Origin of the sequence: Leifsonia shinshuensis (genome assembly GCF_014217625.1) — a bacterium.
In the GTDB taxonomy this organism is placed as follows: domain Bacteria; phylum Actinomycetota; class Actinomycetes; order Actinomycetales; family Microbacteriaceae; genus Leifsonia; species Leifsonia shinshuensis_A.
In genome coordinates, this window is record NZ_CP043641.1 from 653526 (window position 1) to 671210 (window position 17685).

Consider the following 17685-nt stretch of genomic DNA (forward strand, 5'->3'; position numbering starts at 1 on the left):
GCAGACTGGTGCAGTGCTCCCGCCGTCTCGAACGCACCGTCTGGACGTTCCCGTCGACCCCGCCGACGCCTTCGCCGCGCTGTTCCCGACCGGGGACGCGGTCTGGCTGGACAGCGGCCCGGACGCGGAGGCCGGCCGCAGCGTCATCGGGACCGGTACGCGCCTCGCGACCGCGTCGGTCGCCGACGGCACGGTGACCGTCGACGGCCGGAGTGTCGAGGGCGACATCCTGGACGCGCTGCGCGACGAGCCGGCCGCCACCGACGGCTACCCACTCGGCTGGATCGGCTGGCTCGGGTACGAGGCCGGCGCCGCGGCGCTCGGGGTGCCGTACAGTGCGGGGCCCGGGCTGGACGCGGCGTTCCTGTACGTCGACCGGCTGGTGGTGTTCGACCACGCGGACGGCTCGGTCACCGTGGTGGACGCCACGCCGGAGGGCGAATGGCTGGGGGAGGCGGTCGCGGCACTTGCCGGCGCGAGCGGGGCGGCGGCGCGCTTCGCAAAAGCGCATCCGATCCCGACAGCCACTCCCGCTCCCAGATGGCGCCACTCCGGCGACATCTACCTCACCATGATCGCCGCCTGCCAGGACGCCATCCGCGCCGGCGACGCCTACCAGCTCTGCCTCACCAACACCGCGACCGCCGCCACCTCCGCCGACCCCCTCGCCGTGCACCTCCGCCTCCGCCGCGACAGCCCGGCCCACCACGCCGGCTTCCTCCGGATCGCCGGGGAGACGCTGGTCAGCTCCTCGCCCGAGCAGTTCCTCCTGGTCACCCCCGACGGTCACGTCCGCACCAAGCCGATCAAGGGCACCCGCCCGCGCGGCGCGACCGTGGCCGAAGACCTCCGCCTGCGCGCCGAACTGGAGGCCAGCGAGAAGGAGCAGGCCGAGAACGTCATGATCGTGGACCTCATGCGCAACGACCTCGGGCGCGTGTGCGAGGTCGGCAGCGTCGGCGTCCGGCACCTCCTGGAGGTCGAGAGCTATGCGCAGGTGCACCAGCTCGTCAGCACCGTCGAGGGGAGGCTGCGGCCGGGCCTGACCGCGGTAGACGCCCTGGCCGCCGCGTTCCCGGCCGGCTCCATGACCGGCGCGCCGAAGCTCTCCGCCATGCGCATCCTCGCCGGGCTGGAGGCCGGGCCGCGCGGCGTCTACTCCGGCTGCTTCGGCTCCCTCGCCGCGGACGGCTCCGCCGACCTCGCCATGGTGATCCGCAGCCTCCGGTTCCGCGACGGCGTGGTCACCATCGGCGCCGGCGGCGGGATCACCGCGCTCTCCGTCCCCGCCGAGGAGCTCGACGAGGTCGATGTCAAGGCTGCGGCCCTGTTCCGCGCCGCGGGCCTGCGCCCTCCGGGGAACGGATCCGACACCTCCAACGTTTAGTACCCTGGAAGCTCGGGCTGCGCGCCCGATGCCTTCTCGTCGCGACGCCCTTCCGGCCGCGGCGACATCCGAGAGAGAGTCCAGTGGCACACGAGCACGATGCAGCACCCGCACCGGTCCGCGAGGCCGGTGCGCACTACGACTTCGCCGAGATCCAGAACACCTGGCTCCCGGTCTGGGACGAGCTGAAGCCGTTCTCCACGGCCGACCCCGACGACAAGCGCCCGCGCAAGTACGTGCTCGACATGTTCCCGTACCCCTCCGGCGACCTGCACATGGGTCACGCCGAGGCGTACGCGCTGGGCGACGTCATCGCCCGGTACTGGCGGCAGCAGGGCTTCAACGTGCTGCACCCGATCGGCTGGGACTCCTTCGGCCTGCCCGCCGAGAACGCCGCGATCAAGCGCGGGCTGGACCCGGCCGGCTGGACGAACGACAACATCGCCCAACAGAAGGCCAGCATGCGCCGCTACGCGCCCAGCTTCGACTGGGACCGCGTGCTGCAGACCAGCGACCCCGGCTACTACCGCTGGAACCAGTGGCTGTTCCTGAAGCTGCACGAGAAGGGCCTGGCCTACCGCAAGGCCTCCCAGGTCAACTGGTGCCCCTTCGACCAGACCGTGCTGGCGAACGAGCAGGTCGTGAACGGCCGCTGCGAGCGCTGCGACAACCTGGTCACCAAGAAGAAGCTGACCCAGTGGTACTTCCGCATCACCGACTACGCGGACCGCCTGCTGGACGACCTGAACCAGCTGGAGGGCGCCTGGCCGTCCAAGGTGCTGTCGATGCAGCGCAACTGGATCGGCCGCTCCACCGGCGCCGACGTCCAGTTCGCGATCGAGGGCCGCGAGGAGCCGGTGACGGTCTACACGACCCGCCCCGACACCCTGTACGGCGTCACCTTCATGGTGGTCGCGCCCGACTCCGACCTGGCCGCCGAGCTGGTCGCCGACGTGCGCCCGGAGGTCCGCGAGCGGTTCGACCAGTATCTGGAGGCCGTCCGCGGCACCACCGAGATGGACCGCCTGAGCACCGACCGCGAGAAGACCGGCGTCTTCCTGGAGCGGCACGCGGTCAACCCGCTGACCGGGGAGCGCATCCCGATCTGGGCCGCCGACTACGTGCTGAGCGACTACGGCCACGGCGCGATCATGGCCGTGCCCGCGCACGACCAGCGCGACCTGGACTTCGCGCGTGCCTTCGACCTGCCGGTGCGGGTCGTGGTCGACACGACGCAGCCTGTGACCGGCGCCATCCCGATCATCCACACCGACCCGGAGACGGGCGAGCCGATCCTGCCGGAGGACGCCCCGCTGGAGAGCCCCGGCGAGACGGGCGTCGCCCTGACCGGCGACGGCCGCCTGATCAACTCAGGTCCGTTCGACGGGCTGAGCAAGTCGAACGCGATCCGCCGCGTCACCGAGGCGCTGCAGGGTTCGGGACTGGGCGCGCCGGCGAAGAACTTCCGCCTGCGCGACTGGCTGATCTCCCGCCAGCGATACTGGGGCACGCCCATCCCGATCATCCACTGCGAGGAGTGCGGCGAGGTCCGCGTGCCCGAGTCGGAGCTGCCGGTGCTGCTGCCGCCCGCGGAGGGCCTGGACCTGCAGCCGAAGGGCACCAGCCCGCTGGGCGGAGCGACCGACTGGGTCAACGTGGCCTGCCCGAACTGCGGCGGGCCCGCCCAGCGCGACACGGACACGATGGACACCTTCGTGGACAGCTCCTGGTACTTCCTGCGCTTCCTGAACCCGAACGACCCGACCCAGGCGTTCGACCCGAAGGAGGCCGAGAAGTGGGCGCCCGTCGACCAGTACGTCGGCGGCGTGACGCACGCCATCCTGCACCTGCTGTACTCCCGGTTCATCACCAAGGTGCTGTTCGACATGGGCTCCATCAGCTTCACGGAGCCGTTCACGGCGCTGCTGAACCAGGGCCTGGTCCTGATGGACGGCTCCGCGATGAGCAAGTCGCGCGGCAACCTGGTGAAGCTGTCCGAGCAGCTGGACGAGCACGGTGTGGACGCGGTGCGCCTGACCATGGCGTTCGCCGGTCCGCCGGAGGACGACATCGACTGGGCGGACGTCTCGCCGTCCGGGAGCGCGAAGTTCCTGGCACGGGCCTGGCGCGTGGCGCACGACGTCACGAGCGCGCCCGACGTGGTCTGGAAGACCGGTGACCCGGCGCTGCGCCGCGTGACCCACCGCTTCCTGGCGGACGCCCCCGGCCTGATCGAGGCGTTCAAGTTCAACGTCGTCGTCGCCCGCCTGATGGAGCTGGTGAACGCCACCCGCAAGGCGATCGACGGCGCAGCGGGCCCGGCCGACGCCGCGGTCCGCGAGGCCGCCGAGGTCACCGCGATGGCTCTGAACCTGTTCGCGCCGTACACGGCCGAGGACATGTGGGCCACGCTGGGCTACGAGCCGTCGGTCGCGCTGGTCCAGTGGCGCAAGCCCGACCCGACGCTGCTGATCGAGGAGTCGGTGACCGCCGTCTTCCAGGTCGACGGCAAGGTGCGCGACCGCGCCGAGGTGTCGCCCAAGATCGCGTCGGACGACCTGGAGGCGCTGGCCCGCGGGTCGCAGTCCGTGGTCCGCTCGATCGGCGACCGCGAGATCGTGAACGTGATCGTGCGGGCGCCGCGACTGGTGAACATCGCGACGCGGGGCTGAATCCCGTTCTGTCGTTACGGCGGCGGTCCTCCACAGGAGGGCCGCCGCCGTCGTCTGTCCACCGATCGTCGTCGCGCGGCTTCCGGGGGTTGCGGCCTTCGTAGCGTGAGGGGATGCGACATCGGGACGAGGGGACAGGGCGCGGGCCGTCACGCCGGCTGAAGGTCGGCGTCGGCGCGGCGACCGTGCTGCTGGTCGCCGCGTTCGTGGTGGCGGCGCTGGTGTCCGGGCTGAGCGGGGGCCGGGCGGTGCCGTTGCCGACGGGGTCGTCGTCGGTCGTGACGCCTGCGGCTTCCGGTCGACCGTCGTCGTCGGCTGAGCTCTTCGTCCACGTCTCCGGCGCGGTGAACAAGCCCGGGCTGATCCGCCTGCCGCCGGACTCCCGCGTGGTGGACGCGGTGGAGGCCGCGGGCGGCTTCGCCGAGGGCGCCGATCCGGCCGGGCTGAACCTGGCGCGCCGGGTGCACGACGGTGAGCAACTCCGGGCGCCGCTGGTCGGCGAGGCGCTTGTGGGTGAGGCGTCGGCGTCTGGCTCTGCCGACGCATCCGCCGGATCTGCCCTCATCGATCTGAACCGCGCGACAGCTGGCGACCTGGAGGCGCTCCCGCGCATCGGCCCCGCTCTCGCCCAGCGCATCGTCGACTGGCGGACGGCGAACGGTTCCTTCACGGCGATCACGGACCTCCTCGAGGTCACGGGGATCGGCCAGAAGCTGTTCGACGGCCTCAAGGACAGGGTGACCGTCTGATGCCCGACCTCCGACTGGCGATTCCGGCCGCTGCCCTGTGGGTGTGCTGCGGGGTGGGTGTGGGTGCTGCCGCGGTGATGCCGGCGCTGGCGGCCGTCGCGGGCGTCGCGGCTGTGGTGACGCTGAGTGTCGCGGCCCTGCGGAGCTGCGGTGGTCTCCGCCGTCGCGGGCACGGCGGGGCTTCGACGCGACCGCGCGCCATCCTGCCGGCGTCCGCCGTCTCCATCGCGCTGGCGGCCGTGGCGCTCGGTGCGGTGTCGGTGGCGACGGCGGCCCCGGCACGCTCCACGCCGGCGCTGGAGGCCGCGGCACGCGAACACCAGCAGGTGGAGGTCGCACTCCGCGTGGAAGGCTCCCCGAAGCGATCCGCCCCCGGTCTGGACGGTTCTGAGCACTGGCGCCTGCGCGGCACCACGGTCGGGGGTTCGGCCGCCGGGGTCCCTGTCTCCGTCATCGTCCCCGCCGACCTGCGCACCGTCCGTGCCATCACTCTCGGCAGCGTCATCGCGCTCACGGCGTCCGTCCGCCCGAACGACCCGGGCGAGGCCACCACCTTCACGCTCCGCGGCACGACGTCCCTGACGATCCGCGAGCCTCCGCCGCCGTGGCTCGCCTGGCCCGCGCCCGTCCGGTCCGCCTTCGCGGAGGCCTCCGCTCGCACGCCCGGCGACGGCGGCGACCTCCTCCCCGGCCTCGCGATCGGCGATGAGGCCGCTGTGACCGCCGACCTCGACGCGGCGATGAAGGCGAGCGCGCTCAGCCACCTGACCGCGGTCTCCGGAGCCAACTGCGCTCTCGTGACGGGCCTCGTGTTCCTGCTCGCGCGCGTCGCGGGCCTGGGCCGCCGCTCGCGTATCGTCGCGGCCGCCACAGCACTCGGCGCGTTCGTCGTGCTGGTCGGACCGGGCGCGAGCGTGATCCGCGCGGCGGCCATGGCCTCCGTCGTCCTCCTCGGGCTCGCCCGCGGCCGCGTCGCCGACGGCCTCCCCGCCCTGGCGCTGGCCGTTGTCGTCCTGCTGGTCCACGACCCGTGGCTCGCCCGCGACTACGGCTTCGCCCTCTCGGTGCTGGCGACGACCGGCCTGCTCGTGCTGGCCCGGCCGCTGGCCCTCGCGCTCGGGAGGTGGCTGCCGCGTGGCGTCGCCCTTGCGCTCGCCGTGCCGCTGGCGGCCCAGCTCGCCTGCCAACCGGTCCTGATCCTGTTGACGCCGACCCTCCCGCTGTTCGGCGTCCCGGCGAACCTGGTCGCGGAGCCCGCCGCCCCGGTCGCGACGGTTCTCGGCTGCCTCGCCTGCCTGGTGCTGCCGTGGGCGCCCGCACTCGGGGAGGTCGTGGTGTGGCTGGCGTGGCTGCCGTCGGCGTGGATCGCGGCGGTCGCCCGGTTCTCCGCCGGGCTGCCGGGCGCCGCGCTGCCGTGGCCGGACGGTCTGGTCGGGGTGGGCTTGTGCGCACTGGTGCTCGTGGCGGTCGCGCTGCTCGCCGCGCGCTCGCGGCTGCCGCGTCCCGTCGGATCCACCGCCGCGATCGCCCTGGTCGGTGGGACGACTGTCTACGCCGGCGTCCTCGGCGGACTCGGCGTGGGCGCTGCGCTCGGGCGGCCGGGCGACTGGGTCTACGCGGCCTGCGACGTCGGCCAGGGCGACGCCCTCCTGCTGCGCGACGACGGGCACGTCGGACTCATCGACGTCGGCCGACGACCGCAGCCGGTCGCCGACTGCCTCGACACCCTCGGCGTGGCCCGGCTCGACTGGGTGCTCCTCACCCACTTCGACGCCGACCACGTGGGTGGAGCCGACGCCGTGCTGGGCCGCACCGGCCGCGCGTTCGTCGGCCAGGCGGACCGTCCCGCCGATACCGCCCTCCTCACTCGGCTGGCCGCGGCAGGCATCGCGGTCGAGCAGATCCATGCGGGCGCTGCGGGCGCGCTCGGCCGGCTGCGCTGGCGGGTGGTCTGGCCTCCGCCGCCCGGGCTGGGCGAGACCGCGCTGAGCGGGAACGCGGGCAGCCTCGTCCTCCGCACCGACGGAGCAGGTGTCGACGCGCTCTTCCTCGGCGACCTGGGCGAGCACGAGCAGGACCTGCTCCTGCGCACCGGCGCGCTCGGCGCCGTGGAGGTCGTCAAGGTCTCCCATCACGGGTCGGCCGATCAGAGCGCGGCCCTGTACGAGGGCATCCATGCGCGGCTCGGGCTGGTATCCGTCGGGGACGACAACGGTTACGGGCATCCCACCGCCCGGGCCCTCGACCTCCTGGCCCGGTCGGGCACGGCCGCCGCACGGACGGACCGCTCCGGGATGCTGCTGGTGTCGCCGGGCCCGGACGGTCCGCGCCTCTGGGCGGAGCGCGACGATCCCGGCGCGGCGGCCGCTGCCGGTGGTCCCCTCTATCCTTTATACGGACGAGGAGGAACGTGGCGACACGAAGCAACAGCAGGGGCGGTTCACGAGGTCGGGCGTCCGGCGCGCCCGCGAAGAGCGCCATCCCGCAGCTCGCCTGGAACCAGGTCCGCCCGGCGCCGGTCGTCCTGGTGTCCGGCACCGAGGGGTTCCTCGCAGACCGGGCCACGAGGCTGCTGCGCGACCGCCTCAAGCAGGAGGACCCGAGCCTGGAGGTCAGCGACCTCTCGGCGGCGGACTACGCGCCGGGGGAGCTGCTCACCCTCGCGAGCCCCTCCCTGTTCGGGGAGCCCCGGCTCATCCGGGTGGACGCGGTCGAGAAGACCGGGGACCCGTTCCTCTCCGATATGCTCGACTACCTGGCCGCCCCGGCCGACGGCACGGTCGTCGTCCTGCGGCACGCCGGCGGGGTGCGCGGCAAGAAGCTGCTCGACGCGATCCGCGCCGGGACCGGCGGAGGTGTCGAGGTCGTCTGCTCCGAGCTCAAGAAGGACACCGAGAAGTACGACTTCGCCCAGGCCGAGTTCGCGGCCGCCGGGCGCAAGATCGCCCCGGGCGCGCTGCGGGCGCTGACGTCCGCGTTCACGGACGACCTGGCCGAGCTCGCCGCCGCGTGCCAGCAGCTGCTGTCCGACTCGGCCGAGCAGATCACCGAGGCGACGGTCGACAAGTACTACGGCGGACGGGTCGAGACCAACGCCTTCCAGGTCGCCGACCAGGCGATCGCGGGCCGGTACGGCGAGGCGCTGGTGACCATGCGGCACGCGCTGGCGTCCGGCGCCGACCCGGTGCCGATGGTCGCGGCGTTCGCGAGCAAGATCCGCACGATGGCCAAGATCTCCGGCTCCCGCGGCGGCTCCGGCCAGCTCGCCCAGCAGTTCGGCCTCGCGCCGTGGCAGGTCGACCGCGCCCGCCGCGACCTCTCCGGCTGGACGGAGGACGGCCTCGGCCGCTGCATCGAAGTGCTCGCCGAGACCGACGCGAACGTCAAGGGCGGCGGCCGCGACCCGGTGTTCGCGCTGGAGCGCATGATCCGCATCGTCAGCGCCCGCGGCCGCGCCTGACCCGCGCCGCCCCATTCGCCGAGGGGCACGTAAACGCCCCTAAAGCAGCCTTTTAGGGGCGTTTACGTGCCCCTCGAGTGTTGGCGAGCTCGCACCCGCCGCACATGCAGCGAGCCCCCGCTCCCGTGTGCACGGGGCGGGGGCTCGTCGCGGCGCGGGACAGGTCCCGCGAGCGGTCACCGGCTCAGAGAGCGGCGACCTGCTTGGCGATGGCCGACTTGCGGTTCGCCGCCTGGTTCTTGTGGATGACGCCCTTGCTGGCGGCCTTGTCGATCTTCTTGGCGGCGACGCGCAGCGCCGCGGTCGCCTTCTCCTTGTCGCCGGCGACGACGGCCTCGCGGGTGGCGCGGATAGCCGTCTTGAGCTGGCTCTTGACCGCCTTATTGCGCTCCTGCGCCTTCTTGTTGGTCTTGTTGCGCTTGATCTGCGACTTGATGTTTGCCACGAATGGTTACTTTCGTTCGAAATGAGTGATCGGATGTTGCCGCTCAGCGAGAGAGGGCGCCTTGCGGCGTTCGTGCGGGACACCCACACGCAAGCCAACAAACAACTTTAGCAGCGGCCGACCGTTGCGCCAAAACGTGCACGCCGCGGCAGACCGCGGCGCCCTCGCCCGCTCAGGAGCGCGCGAACTCCGGCGCGTAGCTGCCGGTCGTGATCTCGTCGGCGAGAGCAGGGCCGTTCGGCTCCCAGCCCAGGTCGATCCGGGCCTTCGTGCCGCGCGCCTGCTGGTCCAGGAGCAGCGCCTCGGTCAGTCCAGCGCCCAGCCGCTCCGCGGTCTCCGCGACCGTCTCGGCCGACACCCCGGGTGCCCCGGCGGCGGCAGCGGCGAGCTCCCCGAGCTCCCGAACGGTCGGGTTGGCGCCGCTCGCGCCGATGTAGACGGATCCGGCGGTCGCGTTCTCGAGCGCGAGCACGTAGAGGGCGGCGAGGTCGTCCACGTGCACGGTCGCCCAGTGCTGCGACCCGTCGCCGATCAGCGCCAGCGCGGCGTCGTCGCCCTCGCCGCGCGGCGCGTCGACGATCACGCGGGCCAGGCCCTTCCCGTGGCCGTAGACGATCGACGGGACGACGACCGTCCCGCGCACGCCGGAGTCCCCGAGCACCAGCGCCTCTGCGGCAGCGCGCCACGCGGTCAGGGCGGGCGGCGCAGCGGGGGAGTCCTCGGTGATGTCGGCGTTCGAGCCGTAGGTCCAGACGCCTCCGGTGTGCACGAACGGCTTCCCGGACCCGGCGAGCCCCGCCAGTACGGCCGGGACGAGAACGGGGTCCACGTCCGGACCGGACGCCAGGTGGATGACCCCGTCGCTCTCGCGCGCCAGCCGCGTCAGGAGCTCCGCGTCGGCCGCGTCGCCCACCACCGCGGTGGCGCCGGCCGCGCGGACGGCCTCGGCCTTGGCCTCGTCGCGGACGAGGGCGGTGACGCCGTGGCCCTCCTCGAGGAGGCGGGGGAGGACGGAGGATCCGATGTAGCCGGTCGCGCCGGTCAGGAGAATGGTCATGCCAGGGGACAACGCAGCCGGCCCGCGCCCATTCCCGCGACGCGGAAGCGCATCGTGTCGGAGCGTAGGCTCGATCCCATGACTCGTGCCAGCATCGCCATCGTCAACGCCCACGTCGTCCCCATCGCCGGGGACCCGATCGAGAAGGGCACGGTGATCGTCGAGGACGGCACGATCACCACGGTCGGCCCGACGGCGGAGGTCGTCGTCCCGGACGGCGTCCGGGTGGTCGACGCGAGCGGCAAGTGGGTGCTCCCGGGCTTCGTCGAGGCGCACGGGCACGTCGGCATCCACGAGGAGGCCAACGGCCCGGCCGGCGACGACACCAACGAGATGACCACGCCGAACACGGCGGCCGTGCGTGCGATCGACGCCGTCAACATCGACGACGAGGGCTTCCGCGACGCGCTCTCCGGCGGCGTGACCGCGATCGTGGTCAAGCCGGGCTCCGGCAATCCTATCGGCGGCCAGACCGTCGCGATCAAGTCCTGGGGCGGCCGGACGATCGACGAGCAGGTGATCCGGGAGGCCGTCAGCGTCAAGTCCGCCCTCGGCGAGAACCCGAAGCGCGTCTACGGCGGCAAGAACCAGACCCCGAGCACGCGACTCGGCGTCGCGATGATCATCCGCGAGGCGTTCGTCGACGCCCAGAACTACGCCGCCGCCCGCGCGGAGGCCGAGCGCGACGGCAAGGCGTTCGCGCGCGACCTCACCAAGGAGACCCTGGCGCGGGTCCTCGCCGGCGAGCTGGTCTGGGACCAGCACACCCACCGCCACGACGACATCGCGACCGCGATCCGGCTCGCCGACGAGTTCGGCTACAAGCTGGTCGTCAACCACGGCACCGAGGCGCACAAGATCGCCGACGTGCTGGCCGAGCGCGACATCCCGGTCATCTTCGGCCCGATGTTCACTTCGCGGTCGAAGGTCGAGCTGCGTGACCGCGCCATCGCGAACCTCGCGCACATCGCCGCGGCGGGCGTCCGCGTCGCCATCACGACCGACCACCCCGTCGTGCCGATCAACTTCCTCGTGCACCAGGCCTCCCTCGCGGTGAAGGAGGGGCTGCCGCGCGAGACCGCGCTGGAGGCCCTGACCGTCAACCCGGCGTCGTTCCTCGGCCTGGACGACCGAGTCGGCGCGCTGAAGCCCGGGCTCGACGGCGACGTCGTCGTCTGGTCGGGCGACCCGCTGGACGTCAACTCCCGAGCGGAGCACGTTTTCATCGACGGTGCGGAGGTCTACCGCTGGGAGGACGGCGCCGGCCACGTGGTCGAGCGCTCCGAGCGCTTCGCCTGACCCGCGGCGACGGGTGCGTCGAGCAAGCGCACCCGTCCGCCCGTCGGGGCGCCCATCCGCGCGGCCCCCGGCCACGCTGGTGCGCTCCGCCCACGCACCTACCGCGCCCCGAGCGCCCCCGGGTTCATGGGACAATAACCCCACAATGTCACCACGAGCCCTGAAGCCCCTCGAGCCCGCCGCGACCGACCCGGCCTCCATCCGCAACTTCTGCATCATCGCGCACATCGACCACGGCAAGTCGACCCTGGCCGACCGGATGCTGCAGATCACCGGGGTGGTGTCCGACCGGGACATGCGCGCGCAGTACCTCGACCGCATGGACATCGAGCGCGAGCGCGGCATCACGATCAAGAGCCAGGCCGTGCGGATGCCGTGGGCCGTCGACGGCGGAACCTTCGCGCTCAACATGATCGACACGCCCGGGCACGTGGACTTCACCTACGAGGTGTCCCGGTCGCTCGCCGCGTGCGAAGGCGCCATCCTGCTGGTCGACGCCGCGCAGGGCATCGAGGCCCAGACGCTCGCGAACCTCTACCTGGCGCTGGAGAACGATCTCACGATCATCCCGGTGCTCAACAAGATCGACCTCCCCGCCGCGGACCCGGAGAAGTACGCGCAGGAGCTCGCCAGCCTGATCGGCGGCCGCCCGGAGGACGTCCTCCGCGTCTCCGGCAAGACCGGCATGGGCGTGGAGGCTCTGCTCGACCGGGTCGTGCAGGAGATCCCGGCGCCGGTCGGCGTCGCGGACGCCCCGGCGCGCGCCATGATCTTCGACTCCGTCTACGACAGCTACCGCGGCGTCGTCACCTACGTGCGGATGGTGGACGGCAAGCTCGGCCCGCGCGAGCGCATCCAGATGATGTCGACCAGGGCGACCCACGAGATCCTGGAGATCGGCGTCTCCGCCCCCGAGCCGACCCCGTCGAAGGGCCTCGGCGTCGGCGAGGTGGGCTACCTGATCACCGGCGTGAAGGACGTCCGCCAGTCCAAGGTCGGTGACACCGTCACCTCGGCGGCGAAGCCCGCGACAGAGGCCCTCGCCGGCTACACCGAGCCGAAGCCGATGGTGTTCTCCGGCCTGTACCCGATCGACGGCAGCGACTACCCGGAGCTCCGCGAGGCGCTCGACAAGCTGAAGCTGTCCGACGCCGCGCTGGTCTACGAGCCGGAGACCTCGGTCGCGCTCGGCTTCGGCTTCCGCTGCGGCTTCCTCGGCCTCCTGCACCTTGAGATCGTCACGGAACGTCTGGAGCGCGAGTTCGGCCTCGACCTGATCACCACCGCGCCCAGCGTGGTCTACGAGGTCACGACCGAGGACAAGAAGATCGTCACCGTCACGAACCCGAGCGAGTTCCCCGGCGGCAAGATCGACAAGGTGGAGGAGCCGGTCGTCAAAGCGGCCATCCTCGCGCCCAAGGACTACGTCGGCGTCATCATGGAGCTCTGCCAGGGCCGCCGCGGCACGCTGCTCGGGATGGAGTACCTCGGCGAGGACCGCGTCGAGATCCGCTACACGATGCCCCTCGGCGAGATCGTCTTCGACTTCTTCGACCAGCTGAAGAGCCGCACGGCGGGGTACGCGTCGCTGGACTACGAGCCGTTCGGCGAGCAGGAGGCCGACCTGGTCAAGGTGGACATCCTCCTCCAGGGCGAGACGGTGGACGCGTTCAGCGCGATCGTGCACCGCGACAAGGCGTACGCGTACGGCACGATGATGGCCGGCCGGCTGCGCGAGCTGATCCCGCGCCAGCAGTTCGAGGTCCCCATCCAGGCGGCGATCGGCGCCCGGATCATCGCGCGCGAGAACATCCGCGCGATGCGCAAGGACGTGCTGGCGAAGTGCTACGGCGGCGACATCACCCGCAAGCGCAAGCTCCTCGAGAAGCAGAAAGAGGGCAAGAAGCGCATGAAGATGGTCGGCCGCGTGGAGGTGCCCCAGGAGGCGTTCATCGCGGCGCTGTCGGGGGATACGGAGAAGAAGGACAAGAAGTAGGTTCATGAGCGTCAGCGCGGCCCACGCGAACGCGTTCTTCGTGGAGCTGGAGGCCGAGGTCTGGACCATCGAGGACGACGGCGGCATCCCCGCACCGGCGAACCCCGACGGCCGGCGCGCGATGCCGTTCTGGTCGCGGGAGTCGCGTGCTCAGCGGGTGCTGGATACCGTTCCCGCGTACAGCGGATGCCGTCCGCGAGCGATTCCCGTCGCTGAATGGAGGGAGCGGTGGCTTCCTGGTCTGGAGCGCGACGGGCTGCTGGTCGGGATCAACTGGTCCGGCCGCTCGGCCACGGGATACGATCTGACACCGGCGGAGGTCTCGGCCCGCCTCGGTTCGCACTCCCACCCCGGATGACGCAGGATAGACACCATGCGCCGCACCAGCTTCACCGACCAGCCTGTCACGTACGGGTTCATCGGCGGCACGCAGGCCGCTGACCTGCTCTACTATCCGCCGAAGGGGTACCGGCCGCTGGAGCGGAAGGTGCGGCTGGGCAGCGGCGAGGAGCGGTTCGAGTCCGCGGTCGCCGCGCTCATGACCTGGGGCGTGCAGCGCAACAGCGGCATCCGGGTGACCGACGTCAACGAGGGCACCGGCGTCCAGTACGAGGGTATCGAGTTCGACGAGGACGGCACGCCGAAGCGCATGCGGGAGCACAAAACCGCCGAGGACGTGTTCGCCGACGACGGCACGCCCTTCATCCAGAACGGGATGACCGCCGTGCTCAAGGTGCCGTTCGGGCCGTTCCGGGTCTCGGCTCCCTGCCGCGTCGTCTACGTGGTCGACGAGCCGCACCGGCGCGGGTTCGCCTACGGCACGCTCAAGGGGCACCCTCAGAGCGGCGAGGAGGCCTTCCTGGTCGAGATGCGCGACGACGGGACCGTCTGGTTCGTGCTGCGCGCGTTCTCCCGGCCCTCCAACGCCTTCTACCGGCTGACCTCGCCCGTGCTGCGCGTCACCCAGAACCGGTTCACCAAGCGGTACCTGCGCTCGCTGCTGCCCGCGCGGGCGGCCTGATGCCCGGCGCCCTCCCGCTCGGGGACCCGGCGCCCGCCGACGGGCTCCTCCCCGCGAGCACGGCCGACGGGGCCGCCGGGCGCGACTTCGGCGTCTACCTGCACGTGCCGTTCTGCCGGGTGCGCTGCGGCTACTGCGACTTCAACACCTACACGGCCACCGAGCTGCGCGGCGTGTCCCAGTCCGAGTATGCGGGCCACGCGGTCAGGGAGGTGGGCTTCGCGCGGGAGGCGCTGGAGCGCAGCGGCGTCCCGGCCCGGCCGGTGTCGACGGTCTTCTTCGGCGGCGGCACGCCCACGCTGCTGCCGCCCGACGACCTCGGCGCCATGCTCGGCGCGGTCCGCGACGCCTGGGGGATCGCCCCCGGCGCGGAGGTGACGACGGAGGCCAACCCCGACTCGGTCGACGCAGACGACCTGCGGCGGCTGGCCGACGCCGGGTTCACCCGGGTGTCGTTCGGGATGCAGTCCGCCGTACCGAGCGTGCTGGCCACGCTGGAGCGTACCCACGATCCGGAGCGCATCCCACTTGTCGTCCGCTGGGCGCGGGAGGCCGGCCTCCAGGTCAGCCTCGACCTGATCTACGGCACGCCCGGCGAGACCCTCGCCGACTGGGAACGGTCGCTCGACGCTGCGCTGGCGTGCGAGCCCGACCATGTGTCGGCGTACGCGCTCATCGTGGAGCCGGGGACGAAGCTCGCGCGGCAGATCCACTCCGGCTCGGTGCAGGAGCCGGACGACGACCTCGAAGCCGACATGTACGAGCTCGCCGACGCGCGGCTCGGCGCGGCGGGCTACGGCTGGTACGAGGTCAGCAACTGGGCGACCGACGGCGCGCACCGCTCCCGGCACAACCTGGCGTACTGGCTCGGGCACGACTGGTGGGGCGTCGGCCCCGGCGCGCACAGCCACGTCGGCGGCGTGCGCTGGTGGAACGTGAAGCATCCCGCCGCGTACGCCCAGCGCGTGCTGGCGGGGGAGTCGCCTGCGGCCGGCCGGGAGACGCTGGACGGCGAGACCCGGCGGGTGGAGCGCGTGCTGCTGCTCACCCGCATCCGCGAAGGCCTGCGCACCGAGGAGCTGACCGCCGAGGGCCGCCGCTCGGTGGCCGGGCTGATCGCCGACGGCCTGGTGGACGCGAAAGCCGCCCTCGCCGGGTCGGTGGTGCTGACCCTGCGAGGGCGGCTGCTGGCGGACGCCGTCGTGCGACGGCTGCTCGCCGAGGAATAGCGCGCGAGCCTCAGCTCAGGAACCGGATGGCGATCGGGTAGGTGTAGAACTGGCCCTGGTTCGCCTTGATCGCGGCGATGATGCTGAAGACGATGTTCAGCACCCAGACCGCGAAGATGATGATGAGGCCGATGCCGACGATGCTGAGGATCCAGCCGACGACGGTGGCGATCGCGAGCGTGATCTGGAAGTTCAGCGCCGTCGCGGTGTGCGAGCGGATGAACGGGCCGCGGTCCTTGAGCACGAGGTAGCCGACGAGGGCGGGGATGAAGCTGAACAGGATGCCGCCCACGTGGATGAGCGTCGCCCACAGCTTCTCGTCGGCCGGGCTGAGCTGCGGCTGCTGACCTCCGTACGGCTGCTGCGGGGGCGGCGGGGGCGGGGGCGTTGCGGACATGGTCGTTCTCCTCCGGTGAGTGGGAATGGCGGGTCCCAGCCTAGGGGGCGGGCGACGTTCCTGAGAAGGAGCCGAGTGCCCATTCGCCGAATCCGGCGCCCGCCCGCGTCGACGGGACGCGCTACTTGATGAAGCGGAAGTTCAGCGGGTACCGGTACGTCCCTCCACTGTTCACGCGCACGAAACCGAGGATCGAGAACACCAGGTTGACGATGTACAGCGCCCACGGGATGAGGAGGCTGAACAGCAGGTAGCCGATCCCGAACGTGAACGTCCCGATGATGACGCCGAGGATCTGGGAGACGACCCAGGCCAGGATCCAGGTGATCTGCCAGTTCAGCGCCTCCTTGGCCTCCTGGTTGGTCAGTTGACCCCTGTCCTTGAACACGAGCCAGATGATGAGCGAAGGCAGGAACCAGAGGATCCCGCCGAGGTGCGCGAACGACGCCCACTGCTTGTCCTGGGCGGGGTCGAGCGGGGCGGCGGGCGCGGCGGCGTACTGCTGCGGCGGGGGGACGGCGCCGGCGGGCTGACCGGCGGGCGCGCCATACGGCTGCTGCGGAGGGACGGCGCCGGCGGGCTGACCGGGCGCTGCGGCGTACGGCTGCTGCCCGTACGGCTGCTGGGGAGGCTGTTGCGGAGGCTGCTCGCCCTGGCCGTCGGCCGGGGGGAGGTTCGGGTCTGACATGAGGAGAACCCTTTCGTGGGCGGCTGCGGGGGCTTACCTGAGCCGGTGCGCACAGGGTACTGCTAGCCGTGCCGCCGGTAAATGATGCGTGTCGCGGCGTTGACCGTCCTCCGATCCCGAAGCGATATGATTAGCACTCAGGATCTTCGAGTGCCAGTTCATTCGATGTCTTCCCGTGCTCGATCCTCGGGTGCCGAAGCGACGACAGGAGGCGGTTCGCATGGTCTCGGAACGCAGTCTGGAAGTGCTCCGCGTCATCGTCCAGGACTATGTCGCCTCGCGTGAGCCGGTCGGCTCCAAGAGCATCGTGGAGCGGCACGCCTTCGGCGTCTCCGCCGCGACGATCCGCAACGACATGGCGCTCCTCGAGGAGGAGGAGTTGATCGCGGCCCCGCACACGTCCTCCGGCCGGGTGCCGACGGACAAGGGCTACCGGCTCTTCGTCGACCACCTCGCGGAAGCCCGGCCCATGTCGCCGGCCCAGCGCACCGCGATCGAGGCGTTCCTCGGCCAGTCGGTCGATCTGGACGACGTGCTCTCGCGCACGGTCCGGCTGCTCTCGCAGCTCACCAACCAGGTGGCGCTCGTCCAGTACCCGTCGGTGGCGCGCTCGCGCATCCGGCACATCGAGCTGGTCGCGCTGGGCTCGCGCCGCCTCCTGAGCGTGCTCATTACGGACTCCGGCGCGGTCGAGCAGCGCGTGATCGAGCTGCAGGAGGAGCTGGACGACGCCGAGATCGCCGAGATCCGCGGCGCCATCAACGGCGCGGCGGCCGGCCTCTCGCTCGCCGACGCGGCCGTCCGGCTCCGGGAGCTGCCCGGCCACCTGACCGATCGCACCCGCGCGCTCGTCGCCCCGGTCGCCGGCGCCCTGCTCGACCAGATCGCCGCCAACCGCCAGGACAAGCTGGTGATGGCGGGCGCGGCCAACCTGGCGCGCACCGAGACCGACTTCCCCGGCTCCATCACGCCGGTCCTGGAGGCCATCGAGGAGCAGGTGGTGCTGCTGCGGCTCTTCGACGAGATGGCGCTCGACCAGCACGGCGTGGCCGTCAGCATCGGCCGCGAGAACGCCGTCATCGGCCTGACCGAGACCTCGGTCATGTCGAGCGGCTACAGTTCGGGCTCCGACCTGGCCCGCGTCGGCCTGCTCGGGCCGCTCCGGATGGACTACTCGGGCAACATGGCCGCGGTCAGGGCCGTGGCGCGCTACCTCTCCCGCCTCCTCGGCGACTGACCTCCAGACACTGACCTCCAGACTCAGACCTCCCGCCGCAACGCAACG

At 71.8% G+C, this 17685-nt stretch carries 14 protein-coding genes and 1 pseudogene; 11 read left to right on the top strand and 4 right to left on the bottom strand.

Annotated features, from left to right (window positions below; all coding sequences use genetic code 11):
- Positions 1 to 13 precede the first annotated feature (13 nt).
- The 5 genes and pseudogenes from F1C12_RS03140 to holA all read left to right on the top strand — a co-directional run bounded on the left by F1C12_RS03140 (position 14) and on the right by holA (position 8268).
- Complete coding sequence (locus F1C12_RS03140) at positions 14 to 1387, top strand: anthranilate synthase component I family protein (RefSeq protein ID WP_185277395.1); 1374 nt, start codon at positions 14 to 16, stop codon at positions 1385 to 1387.
- Positions 1388 to 1470: 83 nt separating this feature from the next.
- The gene (gene leuS / locus F1C12_RS03145) at positions 1471 to 4059 is read left to right on the top strand and encodes a leucine--tRNA ligase (RefSeq protein WP_185277396.1); all 2589 of its coding nucleotides are present in this window, start codon (positions 1471 to 1473) and stop codon (positions 4057 to 4059) included.
- A gap of 113 nt (positions 4060 to 4172) precedes the next feature.
- Positions 4173 to 4808 (top strand): helix-hairpin-helix domain-containing protein, encoded by a 636-nt coding sequence (locus tag F1C12_RS03150; RefSeq protein ID WP_185277397.1) that lies wholly within the window; start codon positions 4173 to 4175, stop codon positions 4806 to 4808.
- Between the two features lie 740 nt (positions 4809 to 5548).
- Positions 5549 to 6889 (top strand): annotated as a pseudogene (locus F1C12_RS22635) (ComEC/Rec2 family competence protein); the annotation flags it as partial.
- Between the two features lie 329 nt (positions 6890 to 7218).
- Entirely contained in the window at positions 7219 to 8268 is a 1050-nt protein-coding gene (holA, locus tag F1C12_RS22640; RefSeq protein ID WP_374939549.1) for a DNA polymerase III subunit delta, read from the top strand.
- Positions 8269 to 8452: 184 nt separating this feature from the next.
- Here the strand turns inward: holA and rpsT are convergent, their stop codons facing one another.
- A complete protein-coding gene (rpsT, locus tag F1C12_RS03160; RefSeq protein WP_185277399.1) occupies positions 8453 to 8713 on the bottom strand; it encodes a 30S ribosomal protein S20 in 261 nt (86 codons plus the stop codon).
- A 172-nt stretch (positions 8714 to 8885) separates the two neighbouring features.
- Entirely contained in the window at positions 8886 to 9770 is an 885-nt protein-coding gene (locus tag F1C12_RS03165) for an NAD-dependent epimerase/dehydratase family protein (RefSeq protein ID WP_185277400.1), read from the bottom strand.
- Positions 9771 to 9848: 78 nt separating this feature from the next.
- Here F1C12_RS03165 and F1C12_RS03170 point away from each other — a divergent pair, with 78 nt between their 5' ends.
- The 5 genes from F1C12_RS03170 (at position 9849) to hemW (ending at position 15315) form a co-directional block, all read left to right on the top strand.
- Positions 9849 to 11069 (top strand): amidohydrolase, encoded by a 1221-nt coding sequence (locus F1C12_RS03170; RefSeq protein WP_185277401.1) that lies wholly within the window; start codon positions 9849 to 9851, stop codon positions 11067 to 11069.
- Between the two features lie 145 nt (positions 11070 to 11214).
- The gene (gene lepA, locus F1C12_RS03175) at positions 11215 to 13065 is read left to right on the top strand and encodes a translation elongation factor 4 (protein ID WP_185277402.1); all 1851 of its coding nucleotides are present in this window, start codon (positions 11215 to 11217) and stop codon (positions 13063 to 13065) included.
- Positions 13066 to 13069: 4 nt separating this feature from the next.
- A complete protein-coding gene (locus tag F1C12_RS03180; RefSeq protein WP_185277403.1) occupies positions 13070 to 13423 on the top strand; it encodes a DUF2750 domain-containing protein in 354 nt (117 codons plus the stop codon).
- A 15-nt stretch (positions 13424 to 13438) separates the two neighbouring features.
- Entirely contained in the window at positions 13439 to 14086 is a 648-nt protein-coding gene (locus F1C12_RS03185) for a DUF1990 family protein (protein WP_185277404.1), read from the top strand.
- Positions 14086 to 15315 (top strand): radical SAM family heme chaperone HemW, encoded by a 1230-nt coding sequence (gene hemW / locus F1C12_RS03190; RefSeq protein WP_185277405.1) that lies wholly within the window; start codon positions 14086 to 14088, stop codon positions 15313 to 15315. The genes F1C12_RS03185 and hemW overlap by 1 nt, the downstream gene beginning before the upstream one ends.
- A gap of 10 nt (positions 15316 to 15325) precedes the next feature.
- On the opposite strand, the gene F1C12_RS03195 is transcribed toward hemW, so the two are convergent.
- Together F1C12_RS03195 and F1C12_RS03200 are read right to left on the bottom strand one after the other, a co-directional pair.
- A complete protein-coding gene (locus tag F1C12_RS03195) occupies positions 15326 to 15712 on the bottom strand; it encodes a DUF4870 domain-containing protein (RefSeq protein ID WP_185277406.1) in 387 nt (128 codons plus the stop codon).
- 121 nt (positions 15713 to 15833) lie between these two features.
- Positions 15834 to 16400: a DUF4870 domain-containing protein gene (locus tag F1C12_RS03200; protein ID WP_185277407.1), complete on the bottom strand. Its 567-nt coding sequence runs from the start codon at positions 16398 to 16400 to the stop codon at positions 15834 to 15836.
- A gap of 220 nt (positions 16401 to 16620) precedes the next feature.
- On the opposite strand from F1C12_RS03200, the gene hrcA reads away from it, so the two are divergent.
- Entirely contained in the window at positions 16621 to 17637 is a 1017-nt protein-coding gene (hrcA, locus tag F1C12_RS03205; protein ID WP_185277408.1) for a heat-inducible transcriptional repressor HrcA, read from the top strand.
- Positions 17638 to 17685: the final 48 nt, after the last annotated feature.